The 25,922-nt window shown below is 70.5% G+C and carries 17 protein-coding genes and 1 pseudogene; 8 read left to right on the forward strand and 10 right to left on the reverse strand.

The window, feature by feature from the left end:
• Complete coding sequence (locus tag IE97_RS0124485) at positions 1-678, forward strand: hypothetical protein (protein WP_030244493.1); 678 nt, start codon at positions 1-3, stop codon at positions 676-678.
• A 78-nt stretch (positions 679-756) separates the two neighbouring features.
• Here the strand turns inward: IE97_RS0124485 and IE97_RS0124490 are convergent, their stop codons facing one another.
• Positions 757-2,286, reverse strand: coding sequence for a helix-turn-helix domain-containing protein (locus IE97_RS0124490; RefSeq protein WP_030244495.1), 1,530 nt, complete (start codon positions 2,284-2,286; stop codon positions 757-759).
• Positions 2,287-2,369: 83 nt separating this feature from the next.
• The gene (locus IE97_RS0124495) at positions 2,370-2,570 is read right to left on the reverse strand and encodes a DUF4236 domain-containing protein (protein WP_030244497.1); all 201 of its coding nucleotides are present in this window, start codon (positions 2,568-2,570) and stop codon (positions 2,370-2,372) included.
• Positions 2,571-2,820: 250 nt separating this feature from the next.
• On the opposite strand from IE97_RS0124495, the gene IE97_RS0124500 reads away from it, so the two are divergent.
• On the forward strand, positions 2,821-5,634 hold the full coding sequence (locus tag IE97_RS0124500) for an aconitate hydratase (RefSeq protein ID WP_078603363.1): 2,814 nt from the start codon (positions 2,821-2,823) through the stop codon (positions 5,632-5,634).
• A gap of 143 nt (positions 5,635-5,777) precedes the next feature.
• Here the strand turns inward: IE97_RS0124500 and IE97_RS0124505 are convergent, their stop codons facing one another.
• From IE97_RS0124505 to IE97_RS0124525, 5 genes and pseudogenes are all read right to left on the reverse strand, one after another.
• Complete coding sequence (locus IE97_RS0124505) at positions 5,778-7,136, reverse strand: ABC transporter substrate-binding protein (protein ID WP_030244502.1); 1,359 nt, start codon at positions 7,134-7,136, stop codon at positions 5,778-5,780.
• Positions 7,137-7,248: 112 nt separating this feature from the next.
• On the reverse strand, positions 7,249-8,544 hold the full coding sequence (locus IE97_RS0124510; protein WP_234310489.1) for a sugar ABC transporter permease: 1,296 nt from the start codon (positions 8,542-8,544) through the stop codon (positions 7,249-7,251).
• Positions 8,541-9,320 (reverse strand): ATP-binding cassette domain-containing protein, encoded by a 780-nt coding sequence (locus IE97_RS0124515; RefSeq protein WP_030244506.1) that lies wholly within the window; start codon positions 9,318-9,320, stop codon positions 8,541-8,543. The genes IE97_RS0124510 and IE97_RS0124515 overlap by 4 nt, the downstream gene beginning before the upstream one ends.
• A gap of 18 nt (positions 9,321-9,338) precedes the next feature.
• Positions 9,339-10,418 carry a substrate-binding domain-containing protein gene (locus IE97_RS0124520; RefSeq protein ID WP_030244508.1) on the reverse strand — a complete coding sequence of 360 codons (1,080 nt, stop codon included), beginning with the start codon at positions 10,416-10,418 and terminating at the stop codon, positions 9,339-9,341.
• A gap of 602 nt (positions 10,419-11,020) precedes the next feature.
• Positions 11,021-13,756: pseudogene (locus tag IE97_RS0124525) on the reverse strand (SpoIIE family protein phosphatase); the annotation flags it as partial.
• Between the two features lie 239 nt (positions 13,757-13,995).
• Between IE97_RS0124525 and IE97_RS0124535 the strand changes: the two are divergent.
• Complete coding sequence (locus IE97_RS0124535) at positions 13,996-14,919, forward strand: aminoglycoside phosphotransferase family protein (RefSeq protein WP_030244515.1); 924 nt, start codon at positions 13,996-13,998, stop codon at positions 14,917-14,919.
• A gap of 110 nt (positions 14,920-15,029) precedes the next feature.
• On the opposite strand, the gene IE97_RS0124540 is transcribed toward IE97_RS0124535, so the two are convergent.
• Positions 15,030-16,121, reverse strand: coding sequence for a lytic polysaccharide monooxygenase auxiliary activity family 9 protein (locus IE97_RS0124540; RefSeq protein WP_030244517.1), 1,092 nt, complete (start codon positions 16,119-16,121; stop codon positions 15,030-15,032).
• A 325-nt stretch (positions 16,122-16,446) separates the two neighbouring features.
• Positions 16,447-17,436, reverse strand: a complete 990-nt coding sequence (locus tag IE97_RS0124545) for an acetylxylan esterase (protein ID WP_030244519.1) — start codon at positions 17,434-17,436, stop codon at positions 16,447-16,449.
• A gap of 231 nt (positions 17,437-17,667) precedes the next feature.
• Here IE97_RS0124545 and IE97_RS0124550 point away from each other — a divergent pair, with 231 nt between their 5' ends.
• The 5 genes from IE97_RS0124550 to IE97_RS0124570 are packed head-to-tail and all read left to right on the forward strand — an operon-like array spanning position 17,668 to position 23,943.
• Entirely contained in the window at positions 17,668-18,660 is a 993-nt protein-coding gene (locus tag IE97_RS0124550) for an ABC transporter permease (protein WP_030244522.1), read from the forward strand.
• Positions 18,654-19,526: a carbohydrate ABC transporter permease gene (locus IE97_RS0124555; protein WP_030244526.1), complete on the forward strand. Its 873-nt coding sequence runs from the start codon at positions 18,654-18,656 to the stop codon at positions 19,524-19,526. Before IE97_RS0124550 ends, IE97_RS0124555 begins: the two co-directional genes overlap by 7 nt.
• A 40-nt stretch (positions 19,527-19,566) precedes the next feature.
• The gene (locus IE97_RS0124560; RefSeq protein WP_030244528.1) at positions 19,567-21,222 is read left to right on the forward strand and encodes an extracellular solute-binding protein; all 1,656 of its coding nucleotides are present in this window, start codon (positions 19,567-19,569) and stop codon (positions 21,220-21,222) included.
• A gap of 34 nt (positions 21,223-21,256) precedes the next feature.
• Positions 21,257-21,940, forward strand: a complete 684-nt coding sequence (locus tag IE97_RS0124565; RefSeq protein ID WP_030244530.1) for a hypothetical protein — start codon at positions 21,257-21,259, stop codon at positions 21,938-21,940.
• Positions 21,937-23,943 (forward strand): beta-galactosidase, encoded by a 2,007-nt coding sequence (locus IE97_RS0124570; RefSeq protein ID WP_030244532.1) that lies wholly within the window; start codon positions 21,937-21,939, stop codon positions 23,941-23,943. Before IE97_RS0124565 ends, IE97_RS0124570 begins: the two co-directional genes overlap by 4 nt.
• Here IE97_RS0124570 and IE97_RS0124575 read toward each other — a convergent pair.
• Entirely contained in the window at positions 23,937-25,919 is a 1,983-nt protein-coding gene (locus IE97_RS0124575) for an alpha-glucuronidase (RefSeq protein WP_030244534.1), read from the reverse strand. The genes IE97_RS0124570 and IE97_RS0124575 overlap by 7 nt on opposite strands.
• Positions 25,920-25,922 lie beyond the last annotated feature (3 nt).

The following is a 25,922-nucleotide window of genomic DNA, read 5'->3' on the forward strand; positions in this document are numbered from 1 at the left end:
ATGGGCACCCATCGGAAAGACCTGTACCCGGACGTGACCGCTGCGGGCGGCCTTGCGTCGGCAATGAAAGAGGCCGCCGAACTGCGCGAAGGTGAAATCTGGCCGGCGCCGTCGACCACCGGCGCCATCATCGTCGAGACGGCAAGGGGCCTCCTGTCGGTCGATCCAGCGACCGGGAAGCGTCTCTTCCGGCTGCGTGTCCATATTCCCGGGTTCACCTGGGACGCTTCCGGGTTGACCTGGGAGATCGGCTCGACGGACGATCTCGCGCTGCTCTCGGAGATGGTCGCCGCATGGCGGGAAGGCGTACCGTTCGACGAGTTGGCGGTGCGATTCCCGTTCCTGCAACTCGACGCTTTCGTCAAGGCCTTCGAGAGGGGAGAACCCACTTCTTCGCAGTGGGCCGAGCTTCTGTCGAGCGAGTTTCATCGGACGCAGTGGCACCTTCTCCGTCGCCTCCACGAGGACGAAGTGCTGCGGCACATGTTCCCGACGATCTCGCACGGTGCCATCCGTCTGCGCGTGGACGTGTTCGACGGAGCAAGCCGTCAGGTCCTGGTGCATGAGCTGCACGGAGAGCGTTATGAGGTCCGTACCGGAGCGCCCGGGGCCGCCTGGATCGAGGTGCCGGCGGATGAGCTGATCGCTCACCTTCGAGCCGCCTTGAACGAGCAGTAGGCTCGACAGATCCATGAAGTCGAAACCCCGCCAGGACATCCCTGGCGGGGTTTCTTCATGCCCAGATGGCCCTGATGCTCAGATGTCCCGGAACGTCTCGATCTGCGCCCCGACCGAGTTCAGCCGCTCCGCCAGGTCCTCGTAACCCCGGTTGATGACATACACGTTGCGCAGCACCGACGTGCCCTCCGCCGCCATCATCGCCAGCAGGACGACCACCGCGGGACGCAGCGCGGGCGGGCACATCATCTCGGCGGCGCGCCAGCGGGTCGGGCCCTCGACCAGGACCCGGTGGGGGTCCAGGAGCTGGAGCCGGCCGCCGAGGCGGTTCAGGTCGGTCAGGTAGATCGCGCGGTTGTCGTAGACCCAGTCGTGGATGAGGGTCTTGCCCTGGGCCGCCGCCGCGATGGCCGCGAAGAACGGGACGTTGTCGATGTTCAGGCCGGGGAACGGCATGGGGTGGATCTTGTCGATCGGCGCCTGCAGCTTGGAGGGCCGGACGGTGAGGTCCACCAGCCGGGTGCGGCCGTTGTCGGCGAAGTACTCGGGGGTGCGGTCGTGGTCGAGGCCCATCTCCTCGAGCACGGCCAGCTCGATCTCCAGGAACTCGATCGGGACCCGGCGCACGGTCAGTTCCGACTCGGTCATGACGGCGGCCGCCACCAGGCTCATCGCCTCGACCGGGTCCTCGGAGGGGGAGTAGTCGACGTCGACGTCGATGTCCGGAACGCCGTGCACGGTGAGCGTGGTCGTGCCGATGCCGTCGACCTTGACGCCCAGGGCCTCCAGGAAGAAGCACAGGTCCTGGACCATGTAGTTGGAGGAGGCGTTGCGGATGACCGTGATGCCGTCGTGCCGGGCGGCGGCGAGCAGCGCGTTCTCGGTCACGGTGTCGCCGCGCTCGGTCAGCACGATCGGACGGTCGGGGCGGACCGAGCGGTCCACCACCGCGTGGTACTGGCCCTCGGTCGCCGCGATGTCGAGCCCGAACCGGCGCAGCGCGATCATGTGCGGCTCGACCGTGCGCGTGCCGAGGTCGCAGCCGCCGGCGTACGGCAGTTTGAAATGGTCCATGCGGTGCAGCAGGGGACCGAGGAACATGATGATCGAGCGGGTGCGGCGGGCGGCGTCGGCGTCGATCGCCGCGAGGTCGAGTTCGGCGGGCGGCGCGATCTCCAGGTCGACGCCGTCGTTGATCCAGCGCGTGCGCACGCCGATGGAGCCCAGTACCTCCAGGAGGCGGTACACCTCCTCGATGCGCGCGACGCGGCGCAGCACTGTGCGCCCCTGGTTCAGCAGTGAGGCGCACAGTAGCGCCACGCACGCGTTCTTGCTCGTCTTCACGTCGATGGCGCCGGACAGCCGGCGCCCGCCGACCACCCGCAGATGCATCGGACCGGCGTAGCCGAGCGACACGATCTCGCTGTCGAGGGCCTCTCCGATGCGCGCGATCATCTCAAGGCTGATGTTCTGGTTGCCGCGCTCAATCCGGTTGACCGCGCTCTGGCTGGTTCCGAGCGCCTCGGCCAGCTGCGACTGTGTCCAGCCCCGGTGCTGCCGGGCGTCACGGATGAGCCTGCCGATGCGTACGAGGTAGTCGTCTCCCATGTGATTGAGGTTATCTCAGATATGAGATGGTGCACGATGAGGTGATCGTTCGGGTGACGGGGAGTCGATCCGCCCCGGCCGCCTCAGTGCCGCTTGGCGGTGTGCGTGCGCCGCCAGCCGAACGGCCCGGGCAGATCCATCGATGTCGTACGACGTCCCGTGCTGCTGCGGGTGTATCGGGGGCCGTTCTTTCCGCCGCCGGTGGTGATGGACCAGGAGCGCTTGTTGATGTTCAGACGCACCCCCGGCAGGATCCGGAAGCTCTTGCGGAACGTGAGCGGCATGCCTGTCTCCTCTCCGTTTGTGGCGTGGGTACCCGGTTCGGATACCCCGCGGAGAGGTGTGCATGACCGCATGGCGGACACCGGGGCATGACCAACCGGCCCGGGTGTACTAGAGTTATCTCGACATCGAGATATCTGCCGAGGAGCACCGCAGCCGCCACGCCCCGGTAAGGGCTACCTAACTTAGCCTTACCTTAGCGGATCGGTCGAGATGCCGTGGCGGCAGGATCGTGGTGGTACGCGCACATCAATGAAGGAGACTGTCGTGTCGGCGAACAGCTTCGACGCCCGCAGCACGCTGCAGGTGGGCGACGACTCGTACGAGATCTTCCGGCTGGACAAGGTGGAGGGCTCGGCTCGCCTTCCCTACAGCCTCAAGGTCCTGCTGGAGAACCTGCTCCGCACCGAGGACGGCGCGAACATCACCGCCGACCACATCCGCGCCCTCGGCGGCTGGGACTCGCAGGCCCAGCCGTCCCAGGAGATCCAGTTCACGCCGGCCCGCGTGATCATGCAGGACTTCACCGGCGTTCCCTGTGTCGTGGACCTCGCGACCATGCGTGAGGCCGTCAAGGAGCTCGGCGGCGACCCCGCGAAGGTCAACCCGCTCTCCCCGGCCGAGCTGGTCATCGACCACTCCGTCATCGCCGACAAGTTCGGCACGAACGACGCCTTCAAGCAGAACGTCGAGCTGGAGTACGGCCGCAACAAGGAGCGCTACCAGTTCCTGCGCTGGGGCCAGACCGCGTTCGACGACTTCAAGGTCGTCCCGCCCGGCACCGGCATCGTCCACCAGGTGAACATCGAGCACCTGGCGCGCACGGTCATGGTCCGTAACGGCCAGGCGTACCCCGACACCCTCGTCGGCACCGACTCGCACACCACGATGGTCAACGGCCTCGGCGTCCTCGGCTGGGGCGTCGGCGGCATCGAGGCCGAGGCCGCCATGCTCGGCCAGCCGGTCTCCATGCTCATCCCGCGCGTCGTCGGCTTCAAGCTCACCGGTGAGCTCACGCCCGGCACCACCGCCACCGACCTGGTGCTGACCATCACCGAGATGCTGCGCAAGCACGGTGTCGTCGGCAAGTTCGTCGAGTTCTACGGCGAGGGCGTCGCCGCCACCTCCCTGGCCAACCGTGCCACCATCGGCAACATGTCGCCGGAGTTCGGCTCCACCGCCGCGATCTTCCCGATCGACGACGAGACCCTGAACTACCTGCGCCTGACCGGTCGCTCCGAGCAGCAGGTCGCCCTCGTCGAGGCGTACGCCAAGGAGCAGGGCCTCTGGCTGGACCCGAAGGCCGAGCCGGACTTCTCCGAGAAGCTCGAGCTGGACCTGTCCACGGTCGTCCCGTCCATCGCCGGCCCGAAGCGCCCGCAGGACCGTATCGTCCTCGCCGAGGCGGCCCAGCAGTTCGCGAAGGACGTCCTCAACTACGTCGATGCGCCCGTCGCGCAGCAGCCCGCCGCCTCGGCCTCCCCGGTCGACGAGGCCAGCGCCGAGTCCTTCCCGGCTTCCGACGCCCCGGCCTACGGCAACCAGGAGAACGGCGCCGGCGCGCCGCAGCACGCCGACGGTACCGGTGCGGCCGTCCCGTCCAACCCGGTCACCGTGACCGCCCCCGACGGCACCTCGTACGAGCTCGACCACGGCGCGGTGACGGTCGCGGCCATCACCTCCTGCACCAACACCTCCAACCCGTACGTCATGGTCGCCGCCGCGCTGGTGGCCAAGAAGGCGGTGGAGAAGGGCCTGACCCGCAAGCCGTGGGTCAAGACCACCCTCGCCCCGGGCTCCAAGGTCGTCACCGACTACTTCGAGAAGTCGGGCCTGACCCCGTACCTCGACAAGGTCGGCTTCAACCTCGTCGGCTACGGCTGCACCACCTGCATCGGCAACTCCGGCCCGCTGCCGGAGGAGGTCTCCAAGGCCGTCAACGACCACGACCTCGCCGTCACCTCGGTCCTCTCCGGCAACCGGAACTTCGAGGGCCGTATCAACCCCGACGTCAAGATGAACTACCTGGCGTCCCCGCCGCTGGTCGTCGCCTACGCGATCGCCGGCTCCATGAAGGTGGACATCACCCGGGAGGCCCTGGGCACCGACCAGGACGGCAACCCGGTCTTCCTGAAGGACATCTGGCCCTCCGAGGCCGAGGTGAACGAGGTCGTCGCCAACGCCATCGGCGAGGACATGTTCTCCAAGTCCTACAGCGATGTCTTCGCCGGTGACGCCCAGTGGCAGGCGCTGCCCATCCCGACCGGCAACACCTTCGAGTGGGACCCGCAGTCCACCTACGTCCGCAAGCCCCCGTACTTCGAGGGCATGACGATGGAGACCACCCCGGTCTCCGACATCTCCGGCGCCCGCGTGCTCGCCAAGCTCGGGGACTCGGTCACCACCGACCACATCTCCCCGGCCGGTGCGATCAAGGCCGACACCCCGGCCGGCAAGTACCTCACGGAGCACGGCGTCGAGCGCCGCGACTTCAACAGCTACGGCTCGCGCCGAGGCAACCACGAGGTCATGATCCGCGGTACGTTCGCCAACATCCGCCTGCGCAACCAGATCGCGCCGGGCACCGAGGGCGGCTACACGCGTGACTTCACGCAGGACGGCGGCCCGGTCTCCTTCATCTACGACGCCTCGCAGAACTACCAGGCCGCCGGCATCCCGCTGGTCGTCCTGGCGGGCAAGGAGTACGGCTCCGGCTCGTCCCGCGACTGGGCGGCCAAGGGCACCGCGCTCCTCGGCGTCAAGGCCGTCATCGCCGAGTCGTACGAGCGCATCCACCGCTCGAACCTCATCGGCATGGGCGTCCTGCCGCTGCAGTTCCCGGAGGGCCAGTCCGCCGAGTCCCTCGGCCTCACCGGTGAGGAGACCTTCTCCATCTCCGGCGTCACCGAGCTGAACGACGGCACCACGCCGCGCACGGTGAAGGTCACCACCGACACCGGTGTCGAGTTCGACGCGGTCGTCCGCATCGACACCCCCGGTGAGGCGGACTACTACCGCAACGGCGGCATCATGCAGTACGTGCTGCGCAGCCTGATCCGCAAGTAAGCGGACCGGCGAGGCGGTTCACGGCGGTTCGAGGGCCGCGTTCCCGGGAGACCGGGGGCGCGGCCCGCGCTGTTCCCGGAACGGGCCCGCGCCGTTTCCCGGAGCCGCGCCGACCTGCCCGGCCGGAGTCGGCCGGCGCCCGCTCACTCGCCGCGGTACTTCGCCACCGCGGCCTGGGCGAGGTCCTGCGACTTCTCCAGAGCCGTGTCCACCGACTGCTGCCCGGCGATGGCCGCGGCGATCTGCTCGGAGACCGCGGTACCGAGCACGGCGAACTCGGGAATCCCCAGGAAGCCGATGCCGGTGTAGGGGCGGGGGCCGACGCCGGGGTTCTTCGGGTCGGCGGAGTCCGTCGCCGCCGTGTACTCCTGCCGGTACCAGGCGCCGGCCGCCTGCTGGTACTCGGGGTTGGCGTAGAGCGACTTGCGGTTCCCGGCGGGCGCCGCGGTCCAGCCCATCTCCTGGCCGACCAGCTCCTGGTACTCCTTGGAGGAGGCCCAGGAGATGAACTTCCAGGCGGCGTCCTTGTTGTCGCTGGCCTCCTGGATGCCCCACGCCCAGGTCCACAGCCAGCCGGCCTTCTCCGTCTTGTCATGCGGCGCCGGGACATAGCCGACCTTGCCCTTGACCGCCGAGCCGTCGGCCTCGACCGACGACGCCAGGACGGTGGCGTCGTACCACATGGCGCACTTGCCCGCCACGAAGGCGTCGAGGACTTCCAGGAAGCCCATGCGGTGGGCGTCGGGCTGACCGTGCTCGCGCACCAGATCGACGTAGAACCGCACCGCCTTGCGGAACTCCGGTGAGGTGAGCCGGGCGTTCCACTCCATGTCGTACCAGGAGCCGCCGAAGGTGTTCACGACCGTGTTGATCGGGGTCAGGTTCTGTCCCCATCCCGGCAGACCGCGCAAGCAGATGCCGCTCGTGCCGTCGGTGCCGTCGACCTTGGCCGCGAGCGAGGCGACCTGCTCCCAGGTCGGGTTCGCGGGCATGGACAGCCCGTCCTGGCGGAAGAGGTCCTTGCGATACGCCAGGAAGGAACCCTCCCCGTAGAACGGCTGGGCGTAGAGCTTGCCGTCGGCCCCGGTCAGCGATGTGACGAGGTTGGGGAAGATGTCGTCCTGGTCGAAGTCCTTGTCCGCCTTCACGTAGGAGTCCAGCGGGGCGAGCCAGCCGCGCTCCGAGTAGATCGGCACCTCGTACGCGCTGACGCTCGCCACGTCGTAGTGCCCGGCCTGGCGGGTGAACTCGCGGTCCATCCTCCTGCGGACGTCGTTCTCCGGCAGCAGCGTGTAATTGACCTCTATGCCGGTCTCCGCGGTGAAGTACTTCTTGGTGAGCTTCTTCAGGTCCTGCATCGGCGGGTTGCCCACGCTGAGTACGTTGATGCTGCCGTTCGATCCGCCGGGCGGCGGCGGGTCCGCATCCCCGCAGCCCGAGAGGATCAGGCCGGTGACGGCCATGGCAGCCACGGTCAGCCGGGCGAGGCGGCTACGTTTCATGACGCTCCGATGGACAGGATGTCGGTCCTTGGCCCTCGCGTGGCCCCCTACCCACCCCCGTCACCCATTTAGACATTTAACCAGAAGAAAGGTTTATCGTGCGTAAAGGGTGTTACGGACGGCCTCTTCGGGCCTCCGTCCGTCTGGTGAGCGCGTCCGCCGCGACGGCGGCCAGCAGTACCCCTCCGGTGATCATGAACTGCACGGCGTCCTCGACCCCGAGCAGCCCCATGCCCGAGGCGATCGACTGGATCACCAGCACGCCGAGCAACACGGACCAGGGCGAGCCGCGTCCGCCGAACAGACTCGTACCGCCGATGACGGCTGCCGCGATCGCGTTGATCAGCAGCATTCCGGAGCCGGCGGCACGGGCCGTCGTGGGGCTCGCCGAGGTGAGACCCGAGGCCACGAACAGGCCACCGAAGGCGGCCAGCGTTCCCGACACCATGAACATCGCGACCCGCACCCGCTCCACTCCGATTCCGGCGCGCCGCGCCGCCTCGACCCCGCCGCCGAGCGCGTACACGCGCCGCCCGTAGCGGGTGCGGCGCAGCACGTAGTCGGAGACGACAAGGACCGTCAGGAAGATCAGCAGGGCGAGCGGAAGCCCCTGGAACCGGTTGAGGGTGTAGGCGGCGGCGAAGGAGACCGCCGCGAGGACACCGGTGCGCACCAAGATCTCGGGCGTCTGCCGGTAGGGCATCCCGGCGGCCCGGTGGCGGATGCGCTTGCGGTGGGCGGCCAGGAAGTACCCGGCGGTGCCCAGCGCCGCCACCGCGTACGCGGCCAGGTCGTCGCCGAAGTGCCGACTGGTCAGGGAGGCGACCAGGCCGTCCTCGTCGATGTTGATCGTGCCGCTCGCGCCCAGCAGGTAGAGCGTCAGGCCGTTCCAGATCAGCAGCCCCGCCAGTGTCACGACGAACGCCGGCACACCGAGCCAGGCGAAGAAGAACCCGTGGAAGGCGCCCACGGCCATGCCGACGGCCACCGCCACGATCACCGCGAGCCACTCCGGCACCCCCTCGTTCACGTTCAGTACGGCGAACGCGGCCCCGGCCAGGCCGCTGACGGAACCGACCGACAGATCGATCTCCCGGATCAGCAGCACGAACACGATGCCGACGGCGACCAGGCCGGTGCCGACGATCTCCACGCTGAGGTTGGACAGGTTGCGGGGCGAGAGGAACTTGTCGTCCAGGGCCTGGAACACGATCCAGATCACGATCAGCCCGGCGATGACCAGCAGCGGGCCGCGCTCGCCGTCCCGGACGCTGCCGCGGACCTCCAGGGCGTAGTCGCGCAGGTTGCCCGACCAGCCGCGGGGGCGCGGCCGGCTGCCCGCCGTCACCGGCCCGGCGCCACCCGTCCCGGCCGGTCCGCCGTCCCGGTGCGGCCCGTCCCGGCTCACGGCCACGCCTCCTCGTCACCCTTCGTGCGATGCGCCACGGCGTTGTCCGCCGCCCCCGTGACGGCGGAGATGATCTGCTCCTGCGTCACGGTGCTCACGTCGAACAGGCCGTTGTTGCGTCCCAGCCGCAGCACCGCGACACGGTCGGCGACGGCCTTGATGTCGCCCATGTTGTGGCTGATGAGGATGATCGCCATACCGTGGTCGCGCACATCTTCGATGAGGTCGAGCAGATGGCTGGTCTGCTCGACGCCGAGGGCGGCGGTCGGCTCGTCCAGCAGCAGGACCTTGGGCGCGCCCATGAGCGAACGGGAGATCGCGACGGCCTGCCGCTGCCCGGCGGACAGTGCCGCGACCGGTATGCGCACGTCGGGGATGCTGATCGACAGCGCGCGCATCAGATCGCGGGCGCGGCGCTCCATCTCCACCTCGTCGAGGACGCCCACCCGGTCGATCTCGCGGCCGAGGAAGAGGTTGCCGACGACGTCCAGGTTGTCGCACATGGCGAGGTCCTGGTAGACGGTCGCGATGCCCAGGGCGTGCGCGTCGTGGGGGCGTTTGATCTGCACGAGCCGTCCCTCCCACTCGATGACCCCCCGGTCGGCGGGGCTGACACCCGAGATCGCCTTCACGAGCGTCGACTTGCCCGCGCCGTTGTCGCCCGCGAGGGCCACGACCTCACCGGCCCGGACCTGCAGGTCGACATCCACGAGCGCCTGTACGCCGCCGAACCGCTTGGAGATGCCGCGCAACGCCAGCACGGGCGGATGGGCCACCACCGGGAACCACCTCCTTCACCGGGTGAGTCCGATTTGGGCACAGTCCGACCGGAGCTTCGGGGGGCAGATCTGATCGATCGTGTAGACGCCGTCCCGGATCAGCGTCGGGCCGATGTTGTCCTGCGTCACGGACACCGGGTCGAGCAGCCGCGCCGGGACGTTCTCGGTGGTGGGACTGTCCACACGCGTCGTGACCAAGGCGCCGAGATCGTTGCCGCGGGCCAGGGCGACGGCCATCGCGGCGGCCGCTTCGGTCTCCTGGCGGAAGGGCTTGTAGACGGTCATGTACTGCTCGCCCTCGACGATGCGCCGCACGGCGCTGAGGTCGGCGTCCTGGCCGGTGACCGGGGGCAGCGGCGAGACGCGGGCGCTCTTGAGCGCCGCGATCACGCCCGCGGCGATGGAGTCGTTGGCCGCCAGCACCCCGTCGATCCGGTTCGGCCCGAGGTCGCTGATCGCGGCGGACATGTGGTCGTGCGCGTTCTCCGTGCGGTACCCCACGGTGTTGTACGACTTGAGGATCCGTACCTCGTCCCGGAGGACGGACCGGGCCCCGCCCTCGTACCAGGCGGAGTTGGGGCTGGACGGGTCGCCGTTCACCATGACGACGCCATCGCCTTCGGCCCTGGCTCTGATGCCCTTCAGCAGCGCCTCGCCCTGGAGCCGGCCCACCTGCCCGCCGTCGAAACTGACGAAACCCGAGATCGGGCCCTCGGCGAGCCGGTCGTAGGCGAGGACCGGGATGCCCTCCCGGTCCGCCGCCCGGACCGAGGAGCGCAGGGCCTTGGGGTCGACGACGTCCAGGATCAGGACCGAGGCGCCCCTGGTGATCATGGAGTTCATCTGCTGCCGCTGACTCGCCGCGTCGTTCTCGGCGTTGGCGTACATCAGCGTGCAGTCGGGGCACAGCTCCTTCACCCGCTTCTCGATCAGAGGCTTGTCGGACTGCTCCCAGCGGGGCACGGCACGGCTCGGCAGCAGCAGCCCGACGGTCAGGCCGTCCTCGCCCTCCCCGCCGTCCGTACACCCGGCCAGGGACACCGCCAGCACGCCCGCGAGCAGCCCGGCGGCCACCCGCCACCTACGACCCCTCATCCCGGCCCTCCCCACTCCGCCCGGCCCTGGCCCGCGGTCAGGTCCGGGCCCACACCTCGACCTCGTCCCCGCTCCCCGGCGAAACCGAGGCCCGGACCCTGGCTCCGGTCCCGGTGGCCGGTGTCGGCTGGAGCCGCGCCGCGGGTTCCGTCCCGGCGCCCGGTGAGGTCCGGGCTCGCGCCCCGGCTCTGGTCCTGGTCCTGGGTGCGGTCCGGGTCCCTGCCGCCTCGGTCCCGGCGCCCGGTGAGGTCCGGGTCCCTGCCCCGGCTCCGGTTCCGATCCTCGGTGAACTCCGGGCCCACGCCGCCTCGGTCCCGGCGCCCGGTGAAATTCTGGGCCGCGCCCTGGTTCCGGTCCTGGCCCCCGGTGAAGTCCCGGGCTGCTCCCTGGCTCCGGTCCTGGCCCCCGGTGAGGTCCGGGCCGCCTCGGTCCCGGTCCCCGCCTCTGCCCCGGTCCCGGTCCCGGTCCCGGTTTCTGCCCATACTCCAGCCGCGGTCCCGATTCCGGTCCCGGTCCGGATCCCGGTTTCGGTTCCGGTTGCGGCCGAGGCTCCAGCCCCGCTCCCTGCCAGGCTGCCGCTCCTTGCCCGCATCGATCCACGGCCCGGCCGCCGGCTCCGACTCGGCCGCCTCTGGTGTCTCCTCCGCTTCCGGGCGGGACACGACGATCTCGCTCCAGACCTGCTTGCCGCCGCCGACCGGGACCGAGCCCCACGCCGCCGACATCGCCTCGACGAGGAAGAGCCCCCGGCCGCCCGTCGACTCCCAGTCCACGACCACCGGCTTGGCCGGGGCCCGGGGCGAGGAGTCGCTCACCGTCACCCGCAGCCGGTCCGCGGCCAGGGTCAGGTCCAGACGGACCGCGCCCTGTGTGTGCACCAGCGCGTTGGTGACCAGCTCCGACACCACGAGCAGGACGGTGTCGGCCTCCTCCACGACGTCCCAGGAACGCAGCGTGCGCGCGCTGAACCGGCGGGCGTGCATGACCGCGTCCGGCAGCCGCCACACCACCCAGCCCGCCCGCACCGGCCGGATCCGCATCCCGTCGTAGCGCAGCAGCAGCAACGCCACGTCGTCCTCCCGGCGGCCCGCCTCGCCGAGCAGTCCGTCCGCCATCCGCCCCGGGTCGGCGGGATCCGCCGCGGCGAGTGCCTCGCGGACCAGCCGCATCCCCTCGTCCACCTGCAGATCCGCCGATTCGACCAGCCCGTCCGTCACCAGCGCGAGCACCGTGCCCGGGGCCAGCGCCAGCGCCGTCAGCGGGAACTCCGCGTCCGCGAGGACACCCAGCGGAAGCCCGCCCTCGACCGCGACCTCCTCCGTGCCGCCGTCGGGATGACGCACCAGCGGGGACAGATGCCCGGCCCGCACGAACAGCGCGTTGCCCTCCTCCATGTCCAGCTCGACGTAGCAGCACGTGGCGAACAGGTCGGTCTCCATGCCGACGAGCAGCCGGTTGGCGTGCCCGACGACCACGTCCGGCGGATGCCCCTCCACGGCGTAGGCCCGGACCGCGGTGCGCATCTGACCCATGATCGTCGCAGCCCCGGCGCTGTGCCCCTGCACATCACCGATGACCAGCGCGACCTTCGACTCCGACAGGGCGATCACGTCGTACCAGTCGCCGCCTACCTGGAGCCCGCGCCGGGCGGGCAGATAGCGGGCCACGGCGGTGCCCCCGGGCAGCCGGGGCAGGCGGCGCGGCAGCAGGCTGCGCTGGAGCATGGTCGCGAGCTCCTGCTCCGCGTCGTAGGCGTGCGCGCGTTTCAGGGCCTGCCCCACCAGTCCCGCGGTCGCCGTCAGCAGGGCCCGCTCCTCGGGAGTGAACTCGTGCGGCGCGTCCCAGCCGACCAGACACACCCCGGTCATCCTGTTCTTCGCCGGCAACGGCAGGACCGCGAGCCCGCCGGGTCCGATCCCCGCGAGTCCGGGTTCCAGCTCGGCACCCGCCGGCCACAGGCTCGTCCGCCCGTCCCGCAGTGCCGCCTGGAGTGTGGGCAGGTCGCTGACCGACGCGTCGGGCCACTCCGAACGCCACTCGGAACGCCACAGTTCCGGCCAGGCACCGGCGCCCGGCGGATCCAGCACGGTGACGGCCAGCCGGTCCTCCAGCAGCTCGGCCAACGCCACCCGGTCGGCGCTCAGCGGTTCGCGCAGTGCGGCGACCACCACACGGCTGACGTCCCGGACCGTCATCGCGTCGTCGAGCGCGGCCGTCAGCCACTGGATCCTGGCGACGTCACTGGCGCTCCGGCGCAGCACCGGGGCCGCGGTCACCACCCCCAGCACCCGCTCCGGAGCACCGTCGGGCCTCTTCAGCACGCGGCAGCTCAGGTGCAGCCAACACAGTTCGCCGGTGGGCCGGCGGATACGGAACTCCAGCTCCCGCCGCGCCGGGGACTGCGCGGACGGCTCGATGACCGCCATCAGGGCGGGGACGTCCTCCGGCACGCTGCAGGAGAGCAGCGTGTCGGTCTTGCCGTCGAAACCGCCCTCGACGCCGACGAGTTCGAGCAGGGCCGCGTCCGTCTCGACCAGTCCGCTGCCGGGCGTCAGGGCGAAGGAACCGACCCCCAGGGCGCGCAGGGCGGAGGCCAGCAGGGGAGAGGGGGCGCACCGGTCGGCCTCACCCCGCAGGCGCTCGGTGACGGCGTCGCCGTACCGCTCCAGGAACTCCCGCTGCTCGCCGCCGAACTGCTCCCCGGCCTCTCCCACCACGACGAGACACCCCAGCCAGCCACCCGCCGCCCCCAGCGGCAACGCCCCGAGCGGCAAACCGGCCGCGTCGGCTTCCGCACGGCCGGGAAGCACGGCACCCCGGAGCCACAGGGGCCGCCCCCTCCGGAAGGCGTCGGCCACAGCCGGTCCGCAGTCCCCGGCCCCAGGTGGGTCACCGGGGGAGGCTGCGGACGAGGTGTCCGGCGCCACAGGTACCGGTGCCGGCGAGGTGCTCGCCTCATGGGCCAGTGGTGCCGGCGAGGTGCTCGCCTCGTGGGCCGCCGGTGCCGGCGAGGTGCTCGGCTCGTGGATCTCCGGTCCCGGCGACGTGCTCGGCTCCGTGGCCGGGCCGGTCGGGCCGCCCACCACCGCCGGCCCCCCACCGGCCGCCACCGGTGCGCCCATGGCCACTGGGACACGGCCCGGCAACCCGTACGTGTCGGGCCCGGCCGCCCCGGCCGATTCCACCAGCCGCAGCTCCGCACCGTCCTCGTTCCGCACGTACACCGCTGCCAGCGCCACCCCGGCGAACGCCAGCACCCGCTCCCTCGCCGCGGCCTCCGGCGCGGGAGGACGAGACGGACCGGGGACGGACGCCCGGGCATCGCCGTAACGGGGCATCTCCCCATCCACCTCCCGTCCATGCCGCGGCCACCGGCAGGGGGAGTCCCCGGGACTCACACGACGACGACGCGGCAGGTCCACGCCGCAGCTGAGCGGCAGGGCACCCTCACCAACAGAATCGCATACATGGATAACCGCGACATATGAGGGTTAAAGGTCGACAGGATCGATGCGTCCGCCCGCTTGTGAACGCACGCCCGCCCACACGCGCCGCCACCCGGTTAGCGTGACGTCGCATGACCCACACGGAGATCGAGATCACGGCCTCACTGATCCGGGAACTGCTGCACGACCAACACCCCGACCTGGCCGACCGTCCGCTGCGGCTCGGCGCGCGCGGCTGGGACAACCAGCTCTGGCGCCTCGGTGACGACCTGGCCGTACGGCTGCCCTGGGCCACCCCGGACGCGGACGAACTGCTCCGCAAGGAGCACACCTGGGTGCCCGGCCTCGCTCGGCAGCTCCCTCTCGAGGTCCCCGTCCCGCAGCGCCTCGGTGAACCCTCCGAGCGCTTCCCGCGGCCCTGGATCGTCACCACCTGGGTGCCCGGCACGCCCGCCGACCGGGCCCCCGCCACCCGCGCCGCGGAGTCGGCCGACGCCCTGGCGCGATTCCTGACCGCGCTCCACCGCCCCGCTCCTGACGACGCTCCCGTCGGCCGGGGCCGCGGCGGCCCCCTGGCCGACAGTGCCGAGGGGTTCGCCAAGCACCTCGCCTCCGCCACCGAGGCGGGCCTCATCGAGGACCCGGACGGTGTCCGCGCGGTCTGGGAGGACGCCGTGACCGCGCCCGACTGGACGGGCCCGGCTCTGTGGCTCCACGGCGACCTGCACGCCGCGAACGTCCTCACCGCGGACGGCACCTTCTGTGGCGTGATCGACTTCGGCGACCTCTGCGCGGGTGACCCGGCGTGCGACCTCGCCGCCGCCTGGACGCTGCTCCCGGACGGTGCCGCCGACCGCTTCCACTCCGTCTACCAGCCGGCCGTCGACCCCGCGACCCGCCGTCGCGCCCGGGGCTGGGCACTGATGCGCGCCGTGGCCTGCATGCTCATCGGCCATGCCGGCGTCCACGGCCGCCCCGGCGGCAAACCCACCTGGGGCCCACCCGCCCAGGCGGCTCTCCACCGCCTCGTCGCCACGGCCGGACAGCCCGGCTGATCCTTCCAGCGACCGGCCGACGGCGAAGCAAGCGGGCCCGCAGGCCAGGACTCCCCGGTCGCGGGCCCGCCGACCAGAACTCCCGTGGCGGGCCCGCCCGGAACGACGGTTCAGCCCACCCGGCAGGGCAGGCTCGTCGTGCTGTCACCTCCGGAGCCGGACACGACGTAGCCGAACGTCGTGCTTCTGCCCGGGGCCAGCGAGCCGTTCCAGCCGACGTTGTGGACCATCACCGCCTGGCCGTTGTACGTCGCGTTGCCGCTCCACAGGCTCTCGACCTTCTGACCGGCCGGGAGCGTCCAGTCGACCATCCAGCCGAGCATCGGGACGGTGCCGGTGTTGGTGACCGTCACCTCGGACTGGTAGCCGCCGTTCCAGGTGCCGGTCGTCTTCCGGGTGGCCGTGCAGGTGCCGGGCACCGGCTCGGACGGGGTGCCCGGCTGCTTGATGCCGGTCACCTCGCCGTTGCCGCCGTCGAAGACGACGTCGGAGCAGGAGTAGAAGGTCTCCTGGCTGTCGGAGCGCTGCCAGACCATGTAGATGATGTGGCGGCCGTCCTTGCCGGAGGGGAGCTTGCCGGTCCAGGAGTAGTCGGCCTCGACCGTGCCCGGGGAGCCGTTCAGCGGCGGGTGGTCGACGCTCAGGAACGGCCGCTCCTCCATGTCGTTCCAGGTGAGCGGCTTGGCCGGGTCGAAGCCGTCCTTGGTGATGTAGACGTAGAACCAACCCGGGTGCGCGGCCCACGCGTTGTACGAGAAGTCGACCGTCGCCCCCGAGGTGAGGTGGGTGAGCGGCCAGTCCTTGCTGGGCGTGTTGAACCCGGTGAAGTTGGTGTTGCCGCCGCTGCACAGCTCGCCGTCCGGCACGAAGCCCCGGGTGCGGCCGGCTCCGTCCGAGCGGAGCACGGAGAACCAGTTGTAGAACGGCGTGGTACCGCTGACCTGCTGCGCGGCCTTGCATGCCGGGTTGACCGGCTTGATCTCACCGGTGTCGGTCAGGCCGTCCTGCCAGCACAGGAAGGTACGGCTGCCCGGCTTCATGGGCGTACCGTGCGCCTCCGCCTCACCCCCGGCCGTCATGACCAGGCCGAGGGCCGGGACGGTGACCAGGAGGGACAGCAGGACCAGGAAGAGGGCTCTGGCCCGGGTGACGAGCGCAGGCGGGGGCGTGAGGGGATTTCCCGCCCTTCTTGTCGTGATCATGACAGCATCATCCGTTTCCTTGGTATGCGGGCCTGCGGATGCGTGTGCGGGGACGAGTGGAGCGGGAGCGACTCGAGGGCGGGTTCCGGTCCACCCTTATGGGAGCGCTCCCACTCCACCTGTTGCGGAAGTTAGCGCCGGGCGGCGCAGATGTAAACGGCCAGGGCGGCGGGGTGGACGCTCAGGCTGGTCGGGCCCCGCCCGGGGGAGCCGGGAGGTGGGGGCGCTGTCGGCGCAGCGGCTCCCCGCGCGCTGGGGACGCACGCCCGTGCGCGTGCGGGCGCGACCAGCCACAGCGCGCACGTCCCGGCTCCGGGCGTCCCCGCTACCGGGCAAGCAACCCCGCCAACCAGTCCAGTTGACGCCGGACATGCACCGCGTCCCCGCCTTCATGCCCGTTGAACGGATACGCGTGGATCTCCTTGCCCCCGCCCACACCGGTCAACTCGCCGTAGCGGTTGAACGCCCCGTACGTCCCGCTCGGCGGGCACACCACATCCCGCAGCCCCACCCCGAAATGAGCCGGCGCCTGCGCGCGTCGAGCGAAGGAGACGCCCTCGACATAGGAGAGGGTGCGGTACGCGTCCCGCTCCGCCCCCCGATGGACGGACAGGTACGCGGCGATCTCCCCGTACGGCCCCGCGTCCGTGAGGTCGAGCGCCCGCCGGATCCCGCACAGCAACGGAGCCGTGACGAGCAGGGCCGCGAGGTCCGGGACGAGCCCCGCCACCGCCAGGGCGAGTCCACCCCCCTGACTGTTGCCGACGGCGACGGTCCGGCCGGGGTCCACGCCGGGCAGCCCCCGCACCGCCGCGACCGCACGCACCGCGTCGGTGATCAGACGCCGGTAGTGGTAGTCGCCGGGGGCGAGCAGGCCGCGCACGGCCGGCCCGGGGCCGCCAGGGGCGCCGGCGTGCGGGTCGGGGGTGTCGCCACCGCACCCGTACTGGTCGCCCTGGCCGCGGTTGTCCATGAGTAGATGTGCGTACCCGGCGTTGACCCAGGTCAGGCGCTCGTGGGGGAGACCCCGGCCGCGTCCGTAGCCGGCGAACTCGACGACCGCGGGAAGGAGTTCGCCGGCCCCCGCGGGCCTGCTGAACCAGGCGCGTACCGGGTCGCCCGCGAAGCCCCGGAAGGTCACGTCCCAGGTCCGCGTCAGCGTCAGGCCCGTCTCCACCGGCCGCACCGACACCAGCGGGTCGGTCCGGCCGTGCTCCTTCAGGGTGCTCAGCCAGAACCCGTCGAAGTCGGCGGGCTCCTCGATGTCCGGGCGATGGTGCTCCAGTCGGGTCAGCGGCAGGTCGAACGCGGGCACGGCGGCACCTCGCAGGAGTCGGTGATCATTCGGAAACTTGCGATGGGTGGTGGGGATGCGTCCCAGGGCTCTACCCAGCTTCGACAGGAATCCAACGCGGTCGCTGGCGCCCCGTATGACACCGCAGCACCCATTGACAGCGCTTTCCACGGGCCTTAGGTTGCCGCAAAGTTGCCGGTAAGAGCTCGAAAGTTTCGGTTCCCCATCCCATGCCCACGGGAGGCCCGAGCAATGAGCACGTCCACCACGTCGGCCCCGCCGGGCACCCAGGACCCGCCTCCGGCGAGAGCCGCACCCCGCCGCCGCAAGCGGGACCCCGCCCGGACCGGTTGGCGGCGGGCGCTGCGCCGCGACTGGCAGTTGTACTCGCTGGCGATCCTGCCGCTGCTGTTCTTCCTGGTCTTCCGCTATCTGCCGATGATCGGCAACGTGATCGCCTTCCGGCGCTTCGAGCCCGGGGGTTCGCTCTTCGGCGAGGACTGGGTGGGACTGCGCTATGTGCGGATGTTCCTCAGCGACCCCACCTTCTGGCAGGTGTTCCGCAACACCCTGTGGATCGGCGGACTCACCCTGCTGTTCTGCTTCCCGGTGCCGATCGTGCTGGCGCTGCTGCTCAACGAGGTGCGCCGGCGCTCGCTGAAGCGGTTCGTCCAGTCGGTGTCGTACCTGCCGCACTTCCTGTCCATCGTGATCGTCGCGGGCATCACCATGCAGATGCTGGCCAGTGACGGACCCGTCAACCACGTCCTCGGCTGGTTCGGCCACGAACCCGTCCGCTTCATCCAGGAACCCGAGTGGTTCCGCACGATCTACGTCGGCTCCGAGATCTGGCAGACCGCCGGCTGGGGCACGATCCTCTACCTCGCCGCGCTCACCACGATCGACGAGGACCTGTACGAGGCCGCCCGCATCGACGGCGCCAACCGCTGGCAGCAGATCTGGCACGTCACACTGCCCGGCATCCGGCCCACCATGGTCACGCTGCTGATCCTCAACATCGGCACGTTCATGGCGGTCGGCTTCGAGAAGGTGCTGCTGCTCTACAACCCGCTGACGTATCCGACCGCCGACGTGATCTCGACGTACGTCTACCGCTCCGGTGTGGAGTCCAACAGTTTCAGCTACGCCGCCGCCATCGGTCTCTTCGAGGCGATCATCGGCCTGGTCCTCATCACGTCCGCCAACCAGCTCTCGCGCCGCACAGTGGGGACGAGCCTGTGGTGAAGCCGAGTCGTTCCTACCGGGCCTTCCAGGGGGTCAACGGGGTGATCCTCACCCTGGTCGTGCTGGTGACCCTCTACCCCTTCGTCAACATCCTCGCGCGGTCCTTCAGCGGGGAGCGGCAGATCCGGGCGGGTGAGGTGACCCTGCTGCCCAAGGGGTTCAACCTCACCACATACGAGATCGTGTTCCAGGACTCGATGTTCTGGCGCAACTACGGCAATACCGTGCTGTACACGGTCGTGGCGACGGCCGTGGCCATGGTGCTGACGACCTGTTACGCCTACGTGCTCTCGAAGAAGAACCTCAAGGGGCGCGGCGCGCTGGTCGGCATCGCCGTGTTCACCATGTTCTTCACCGGCGGGCTGATCCCGAACTACATCCTGGTCACCAACCTGGGCCTGAAGAACAGCGTCTGGGCGATCGCCCTGCCGAACGCCATCAGCGTCTTCAACCTGCTGGTGATGAAGGCCTTCTTCGAGAACCTGCCGACCGAACTCGAGGAGGCCGCCCAGATCGACGGCCTGAGTGCCTACGGCACCCTGCTCAGGATCGTGCTGCCGCTGTCCAAGGCGGTCGTGGCGACGATGGTCCTCTTCTACTCGGTGTCCTTCTGGAACTCCTGGTTCAGCGCGTTCCTCTACATGGACCGAACCGACCTGATGCCGGTGACGGTCTACCTCCGCAACCTCATCCAGGGCGCCACCGGCGGCGGCAACGCGGGCGCCGACACCGAACAGCTCAGTCAGGTCGGCGCGAACATCCAGTCGGTCACCATCGTCCTCACCGCGCTGCCGATCCTCTGTGTGTACCCCTTCGTCCAGCGCTACTTCGTCTCGGGCGTGATGCTCGGCGCGGTCAAGGGCTGACGCCGCCTCCTCAACTCGCCTACGGAACAAAGGAGTCTCCGTGATGAACGCAGGGCAGCTCTCGCGGCGCCAGATCCTCGCCGCCGCCGGATTCGTCTCCCTCGCCACGGTCACCGGCTGCGGCAGCGGGGGCGACGGCGGGGGCAGCAAGGACCTGTCCAAGAAACAGAACGGTGCGATGAAGAACTACCGGGCCGGGCAGCGGTTCAAGGCCGCCAAGCCGCTGTCCTTCTCCGTGCTGCACAACAACAACCCGGTCTACCCCATGAAGGACTCCTGGCTGTTCTGGAAGGAACTCACCCAGCGCACCGGCGTCACCCTCAAGCCCGTCGACGTCCCGCTGGCCGACTACGAGAAGAAGCGCAGCGTCCTCATCGGCGCCGGAGACGCCCCGTTCCTCATCCCCAAGACGTACCACCCCTCGGAGGTCGCCTTCGTCTCCTCCGGCGCCATCCTCCCGGTCAGCGACTACGTGAAGCTGATGCCCAACTTCCGCGACAAGGTGCGCAAGTGGAAGCTGGAGCCCGAGCTCGACTCGATCCGCCAGTCCGACGGCAGGTACTACCTGCTGCCCGGCCTGCACGAGAAGGCCAAGGCCGGCTACTCCCTGTCCTTCCGCACCGACGTCCTCGACAAGCACGGCCTCAGCCTGCCGACCACCTGGGACGAGGTGTACGACGTCCTCAAGGCGCTCAAGGAGGAGTACCCCGGCAAGTACCCCTTCTCCGACCGCTGGAGCACCAACACCCCGTTCCCCTGCGGCGCCCTGTTCCTCTACCTCGGCCAGGCCTTCGGGGTCAGGGCCGGCTGGGGCTACGACAACATCAGCTTCGACCGGAAGGCGCGGAAGTTCGTCTTCACGGGAGCCCAGGACGCCTACCGCCAGATGGTCGAGTACCTGCGCAGACTCGTCGCCGAGAAGCTCATGGACCCGGAGAGCTTCAGCCAGACCGACGACCAGGCGCTGCAGAAGCTGCTCGCCGAGAAGTGCTACGCGATGAGCGCCAACCCCCAGGTGCTGGTGCAGGACTACCGCTACAACCTGCAGAAGCAGGTCAAGGGCGCGAAGATCGAGATGCTCCCGGTGCCCGTCGGCCCCGCGGGCCCCGTCGTCCTCGGCGGCAGCCGCCTGGAGAACGGCGTCATGGTCTCCAGCAAGGCCCTCAAGAGCGACAGCTTCGTCGCCATGATGCAGTTCCTCGACTGGCTCTGGTACTCCGACGAGGGCCAGAAGTTCTGCAAGTGGGGCGTCGAGGGCGTCACCTACACCGAGTCCGGCGGCCGGTACGAGCTGAAGCCCGGCATCTCCCTCATGGGCTCCGACCCGGACGCGGGGAAGGACCTCCAGAAGGACTACGGCTTCTTCAACGGCGTCTTCACCTACGGCGGCAGCTGGGACCTGGTCTCCTCCTCCTTCAGCCCGGACGAGAAGAAGTTCCAGGACGCCATGGCCCAGCGCGAGCAACTGCCCGTCGACCCGGCCCACCCCCTCCAGTCCTTCGAACAGGAACAGGCCACCCTCTGGGACACCCCCCTCAAGGACCACGTCATCCAGAACACCCTCAAGTTCGTCCTCGGCAAGCGGCCCCTGACCCAGTGGAACGCCTACCTCGCCGAGCTGAAATCGAAGAACATGCAGCAGCTCGTCGACCTGCACAACAAGGCGTACGAGCGGTTCAGGAAGGAGAACGGGTGATCCGCGTCCCCGGCTCCGGGACCGGAGCGCCCGTATGAGCACCGTAGGCACCTCCGGCTTCGGCACCGGCACCCTCTCCCGCGCCTCCGCCCTGATCCACACCCTCCTCACCGTCGAGGCGCTGCTGCTCCTCACCGCCGCCCCGGGCCTGGCCGGACTGCTCCTGCTCGGCCGGGACCCCGCCAACCTGCCCCTCGCGGCCCTGTGCCTGCTGCCCCTCGGCCCGGCCCTGTCCGCCGCGCTCTACGCCCTCCACCACCGCAGCCGCGACCTCACCGAACTCCACCCGGCCCGCGCCTTCCTGCGCGGCTGGCGGCTCAACGCCGTACCGGCGCTGAGACTGTGGACACCCCTGCTGGCCTGGCTGACGGTCATCGCCTTCACCCTCACCCACTTCTCCGCCAGCGGCCTGCCCGGCTGGTGGGCGCTGCTGCTCGGGGCGATCGGCGCCGGCTCCCTCCTCTGGGGCGCGCACGCCCTCGTCCTCACCGCACTGTTCGCTTTCCGCGCCCGCGACACCGCCCGCCTCGCCGGGTACTTCCTGTTCCGGCACGGCCGCGCCACCCTCGCCGCCGCCTCCCTGCTGATCCTCACGGCCGCACTCACCGCCCTGCTGACCGAGGCCCTGCCCGCCCTGCTGGCCGCCCCCCTGCTGCTGTCCCTGCTGCACGGCAGCCGCACGGTGATCACCGAGACCCAGGAGCACTTCACGGCATGACCGCGCCCCGCACCCCCAAGATCCCCTACGGCGGCGACTACAACCCCGAGCAGTGGCCCGAGGCGGTCCAGGACGACGACCACCGCCTGTTCACCCGGGCCGGCATCGACACGCTCACCGTCGGCGTCTTCACCTGGTCCCTCACCCAGCCGGCCCCGGACACCTACGACTTCACCGTCCTGGACCGGATCCTGGACCGGGCCGCCACCGAGGGCCGCCGGGTCTGCCTGGCCACCGGCACCGCCGCCCTCCCGCCCTGGCTGGCCAAGCGGCACCCCGAGGTCAACCGCACCGACTTCGAGGGCCGCCGCCACCGCTACGGCCAGCGCCACAACTTCTGCCCCAGCTCACCGGCGTACCGCGAGCACGCCACCGCGCTGGCCTCCCGCCTCGCCGAACGGTACGCGCACCACCCGGCCCTGCTCGCCTGGCACGTCAACAACGAGTACGGCGGCGCCTGTTACTGCGACCTGTGCGCCGAGGCGTTCCGGGTGTGGCTCCGGGACCGGCACGGCACCCTGGACGCCCTCAACGACGCCTGGTGCACGGCCTTCTGGTCGCACCGCTACACCGACTGGGACCAGATCGAGCCGCCCAACGCCCTCACCGAGCACTGGCGCGGCCCCGACCACACCGCCTTCCAGGGCATCACCCTCGACTACTTCCGCTTCACCACCGACGCCCTCCTCGGCTGCTTCCTGGCCGAGAAGGAGGTGATCCGCGCCCACGACCCGCACACGCCGGTCACCACCAACTTCATGGGCATCTTTCGCCCCCTCGACTACCACCGCTGGGCGCCCCACCTCGACTTCGCCTCCTGGGACAACTACCCGCCCCTCGACGCCCCGCCGACCCGACCCGCCCTCGCCCACGACCTGATGCGCGGCCTGAAGGACGGAGCCCCCTTCTGGCTGATGGAACAGACCCCGTCGACGACGGCCTGCCGGGACGTCAACCCGCTCCGCCGGCCCGGCGAACTCCGTCTCGCCACCTTCCAGGCGATCGCCCACGGCGCGGACGCCGCCCTCTACTTCCAGATGCGCGCCTCACGGGGCGCCTGCGAGAAGTACCACGGGGCGGTCATCGGCCACGCGGGCCGCGACGACACCCGGGTCTTCCGTGAAGCAGCCGAGCTGGGAAGGGAACTGGAGGCGCTCGGAGACCGCACACTCGGAGCCCGCACCCCGGCCCGCACCGCCCTCCTCTTCGACTGGGACAGCTGGTGGGCCCTGGAGATCTCCGACGGCCCGTCCCGGCTGGTGAAGTACCCGGACGTGGTCCACGCCTACTACCGGGCCGCCCGGGAGGCGGGCGCCGACGTCGACGTGATCCCGCGGACCGCCGACCTCGCCCCCTACGACGTGGTCCTCGCTCCCGCCCTCCACATGATCAAGGGGGACCTCGCGCCCCGTCTCGAAGCAGTGGCCGAACGCGGCGGCACAGTCCTGACCACCTTCCTCTCCGGCCGCGTCGACGAGCACGACCGTGCCTTCCTCACCGACGTGCCCGGCCCCCTCGCGCCCCTCATGGGTGTCCGCGTGGACGAGTGGGACTCCCGGCCGCCGGAGTTCGCCCGGCCCGTCCCCGAACTGGGCGCCGAGGCCCGGCTCGTCTTCGAGATCGTGCAGCCGCGCGGCGCCGAACCGGTCGCCACCTACGGCACCGACTTCTACGCGGGCACCCCCGCCGTCACCCGCAACCGGTTCGGTGAGGGCGAGGGCTGGTACGTCGCCACCGCCCTCGACCAGCCGGGCGTCGACGAGGTCGTCCGCCGCATCCTGACCCGCCACGACCTCATCGGCCCCTACGCGGACCACCCGGCGGTGGAGACCGCCACCCGGATCGCCCCCGACGGCACCCGTCTGCTCTTCCTCCTCAACCACGCCCCCGAACCGGCCCGCCTCACAGCCCACGCCACCGCCACCGACCTGCTCACCGGCAAGCGCGTGGACCAGGGCGAACCCCTGGTCCTGGACCCCTACGGCGTCGTGATCCTTCAGTAGACCCGCCGCCCCCGCGCGTCCGGCACCCCGGACTTGCGGAAGAAGTAGCTGTTGATCTGGTCGCGCCACTCGCGGGCGCCGCGGAGCTGCTCCTCGTACCGCTCCGCCACCCGCGCGTGACGCGCCGGATCCACCAGCCCGGCGAGCGAGGCCCACGTCCCCCGGGCCTCCTCGACCTCCGCCACACCCTCGAAGTGCGTGTCGTAGATGTGCTGGATCACGGTCTTCCCGCTCTTCAGCACATGCCCGTACGGCACATGGTGGAAGAACAGCAGCAGCTCGTCCGGGCAGGTGTCCGGCGACTCGTACAGCTCGGACCACGGCTTGCCGTACTGCCCGGCGTATCCCGTGCCGGTGGCCACGCTCCGGTCCACCCCGATTCCGTCCCGGTCGGCGAAGTGGTACGTCCCCCACGGGCTGTACTCGTACCCGTCGACACTCGGCCCGTAGTGGTGCCCCGGCTGCACCATGAAGCCCACGCCGAGGGGAGCGGTGTACTTCTCGTACGTCCGCCACGAGCCGTCGAGCACCGCGTGCAGTCCGTCGGCCAACCGGGCCGGGGCGTCCGGGAAGGTGAGCCCGATCCACTCGTCGAGCACCTCGCGCGGCTCGGCGTCCGGCCGCCAGGCCAGCCGCCCGAAGGTGTACAGGTTCGCCTGCGCCAGCGGATGCCCGGTCCAGAACGGGTCGTCACCGGCGTTGGACACGGCCACAAGCCCCCCTCGGGCCAACTCACCTACCGAGGATCCCTGTTCATGCCGGAACCGCAGCACCTCGCTCCACATCGGCCCCAGCCAGCACACATGCCGCTGCTGCCCGGTGTACTCCTGCGTGACCTGCAACTCCACCGCCAGTCGAGTGCGCGGCATCGCGCCGATCAACGGCGAGACCGGCTCGCGCACCTGGAAGTCCATCGGCCCGTGCTTCACCTGCAGCACGGCGTTGCCGGCGAACTCCCCGTCCAGCGGCACGAAATGGTCGTACGCGGCACGGGCCCGGTCCGTCGTCCGGTCCCGCCAGTCCTGGCGGTGGTTGTAGACGAACGCCCGCCAGTGCACCGTGCCGCCGAACGGATCCAGCGCCGCCGCCAGCAGGTTCGCTCCGTCCGCGTGACTGCGGCCGTAGGCGAACGGTCCCGGCTGCCCCTCCGAGTCGGCCTTCACCACGTACCCGCCGAAGTCGGGTATCGCCTCGTACACCCCTCGCGTCGCCCCGGCCCACCAGTCCCGCACCGTCTCGTCCAGCGGATCGGCCGTGGGCAGCCCGCCGAGCAGCATCGGCGCGGCGAAGGTGACCGACAGGTGCGTCCGGATGCCGTAGGGCCGGAACGCGTCGGCCAGCAAGGCCACTTCACCGATCCGGTCGGTCAGCAGACGTGCCTCGGTCTCGTGCACGTTGACGTTGTTGACGGCGACCGCGTTGATCCCGCAGGCCGCCAGCAGCCTGCCGTACGCCCGCACCCGCTCCAGGCCGCCGCGTGCCCGCCCGTCGTCCCAGAACAGCGAGCCGCCCGCGTACCCGCGCTCCACCTGGCCCATGACGGGATGCACGGCCACGTTGTCCCAGTGGTCGAGCATGCGCAGGGCGAGCGCGGGGCGGTGGACCTCGCGGGCCCGCTCACCGCGGAAGGCGTCCTCGCCGAGCCGTACGACATGGAACAGGCCGTACAGCAACCCCCGCCCACCGGAGGCCATGACGGTCGTCGTGCCGCCCTCGCGGGCGACCGTGAAGCCCTCGTCGCCGAGACCGTCGGCGCCGAGGCCGAGAACCAGGTCGTACGTGCCGCCCGGCGCGGCATCTCGTACCACCCGGCCCCCGGACCGACGGCAGGCCTCCGCCACCTCCCCGTGCACCGTCTCCACCAGCGGACCCGATCCACGGATCAGCGTCCGCCGGCCGCCGACCGCCCGGAAGGCGGCGGGCGGCAGCCAGGCCGGGTCGACACCCTTCGGCGGGACGGGCACGGGAAGCGGCATGAG

The sequence above is a fragment of the Streptomyces sp. NRRL S-455 genome (genome assembly GCF_000717875.1).
GTDB lineage: Bacteria > Actinomycetota > Actinomycetes > Streptomycetales > Streptomycetaceae > Streptomyces.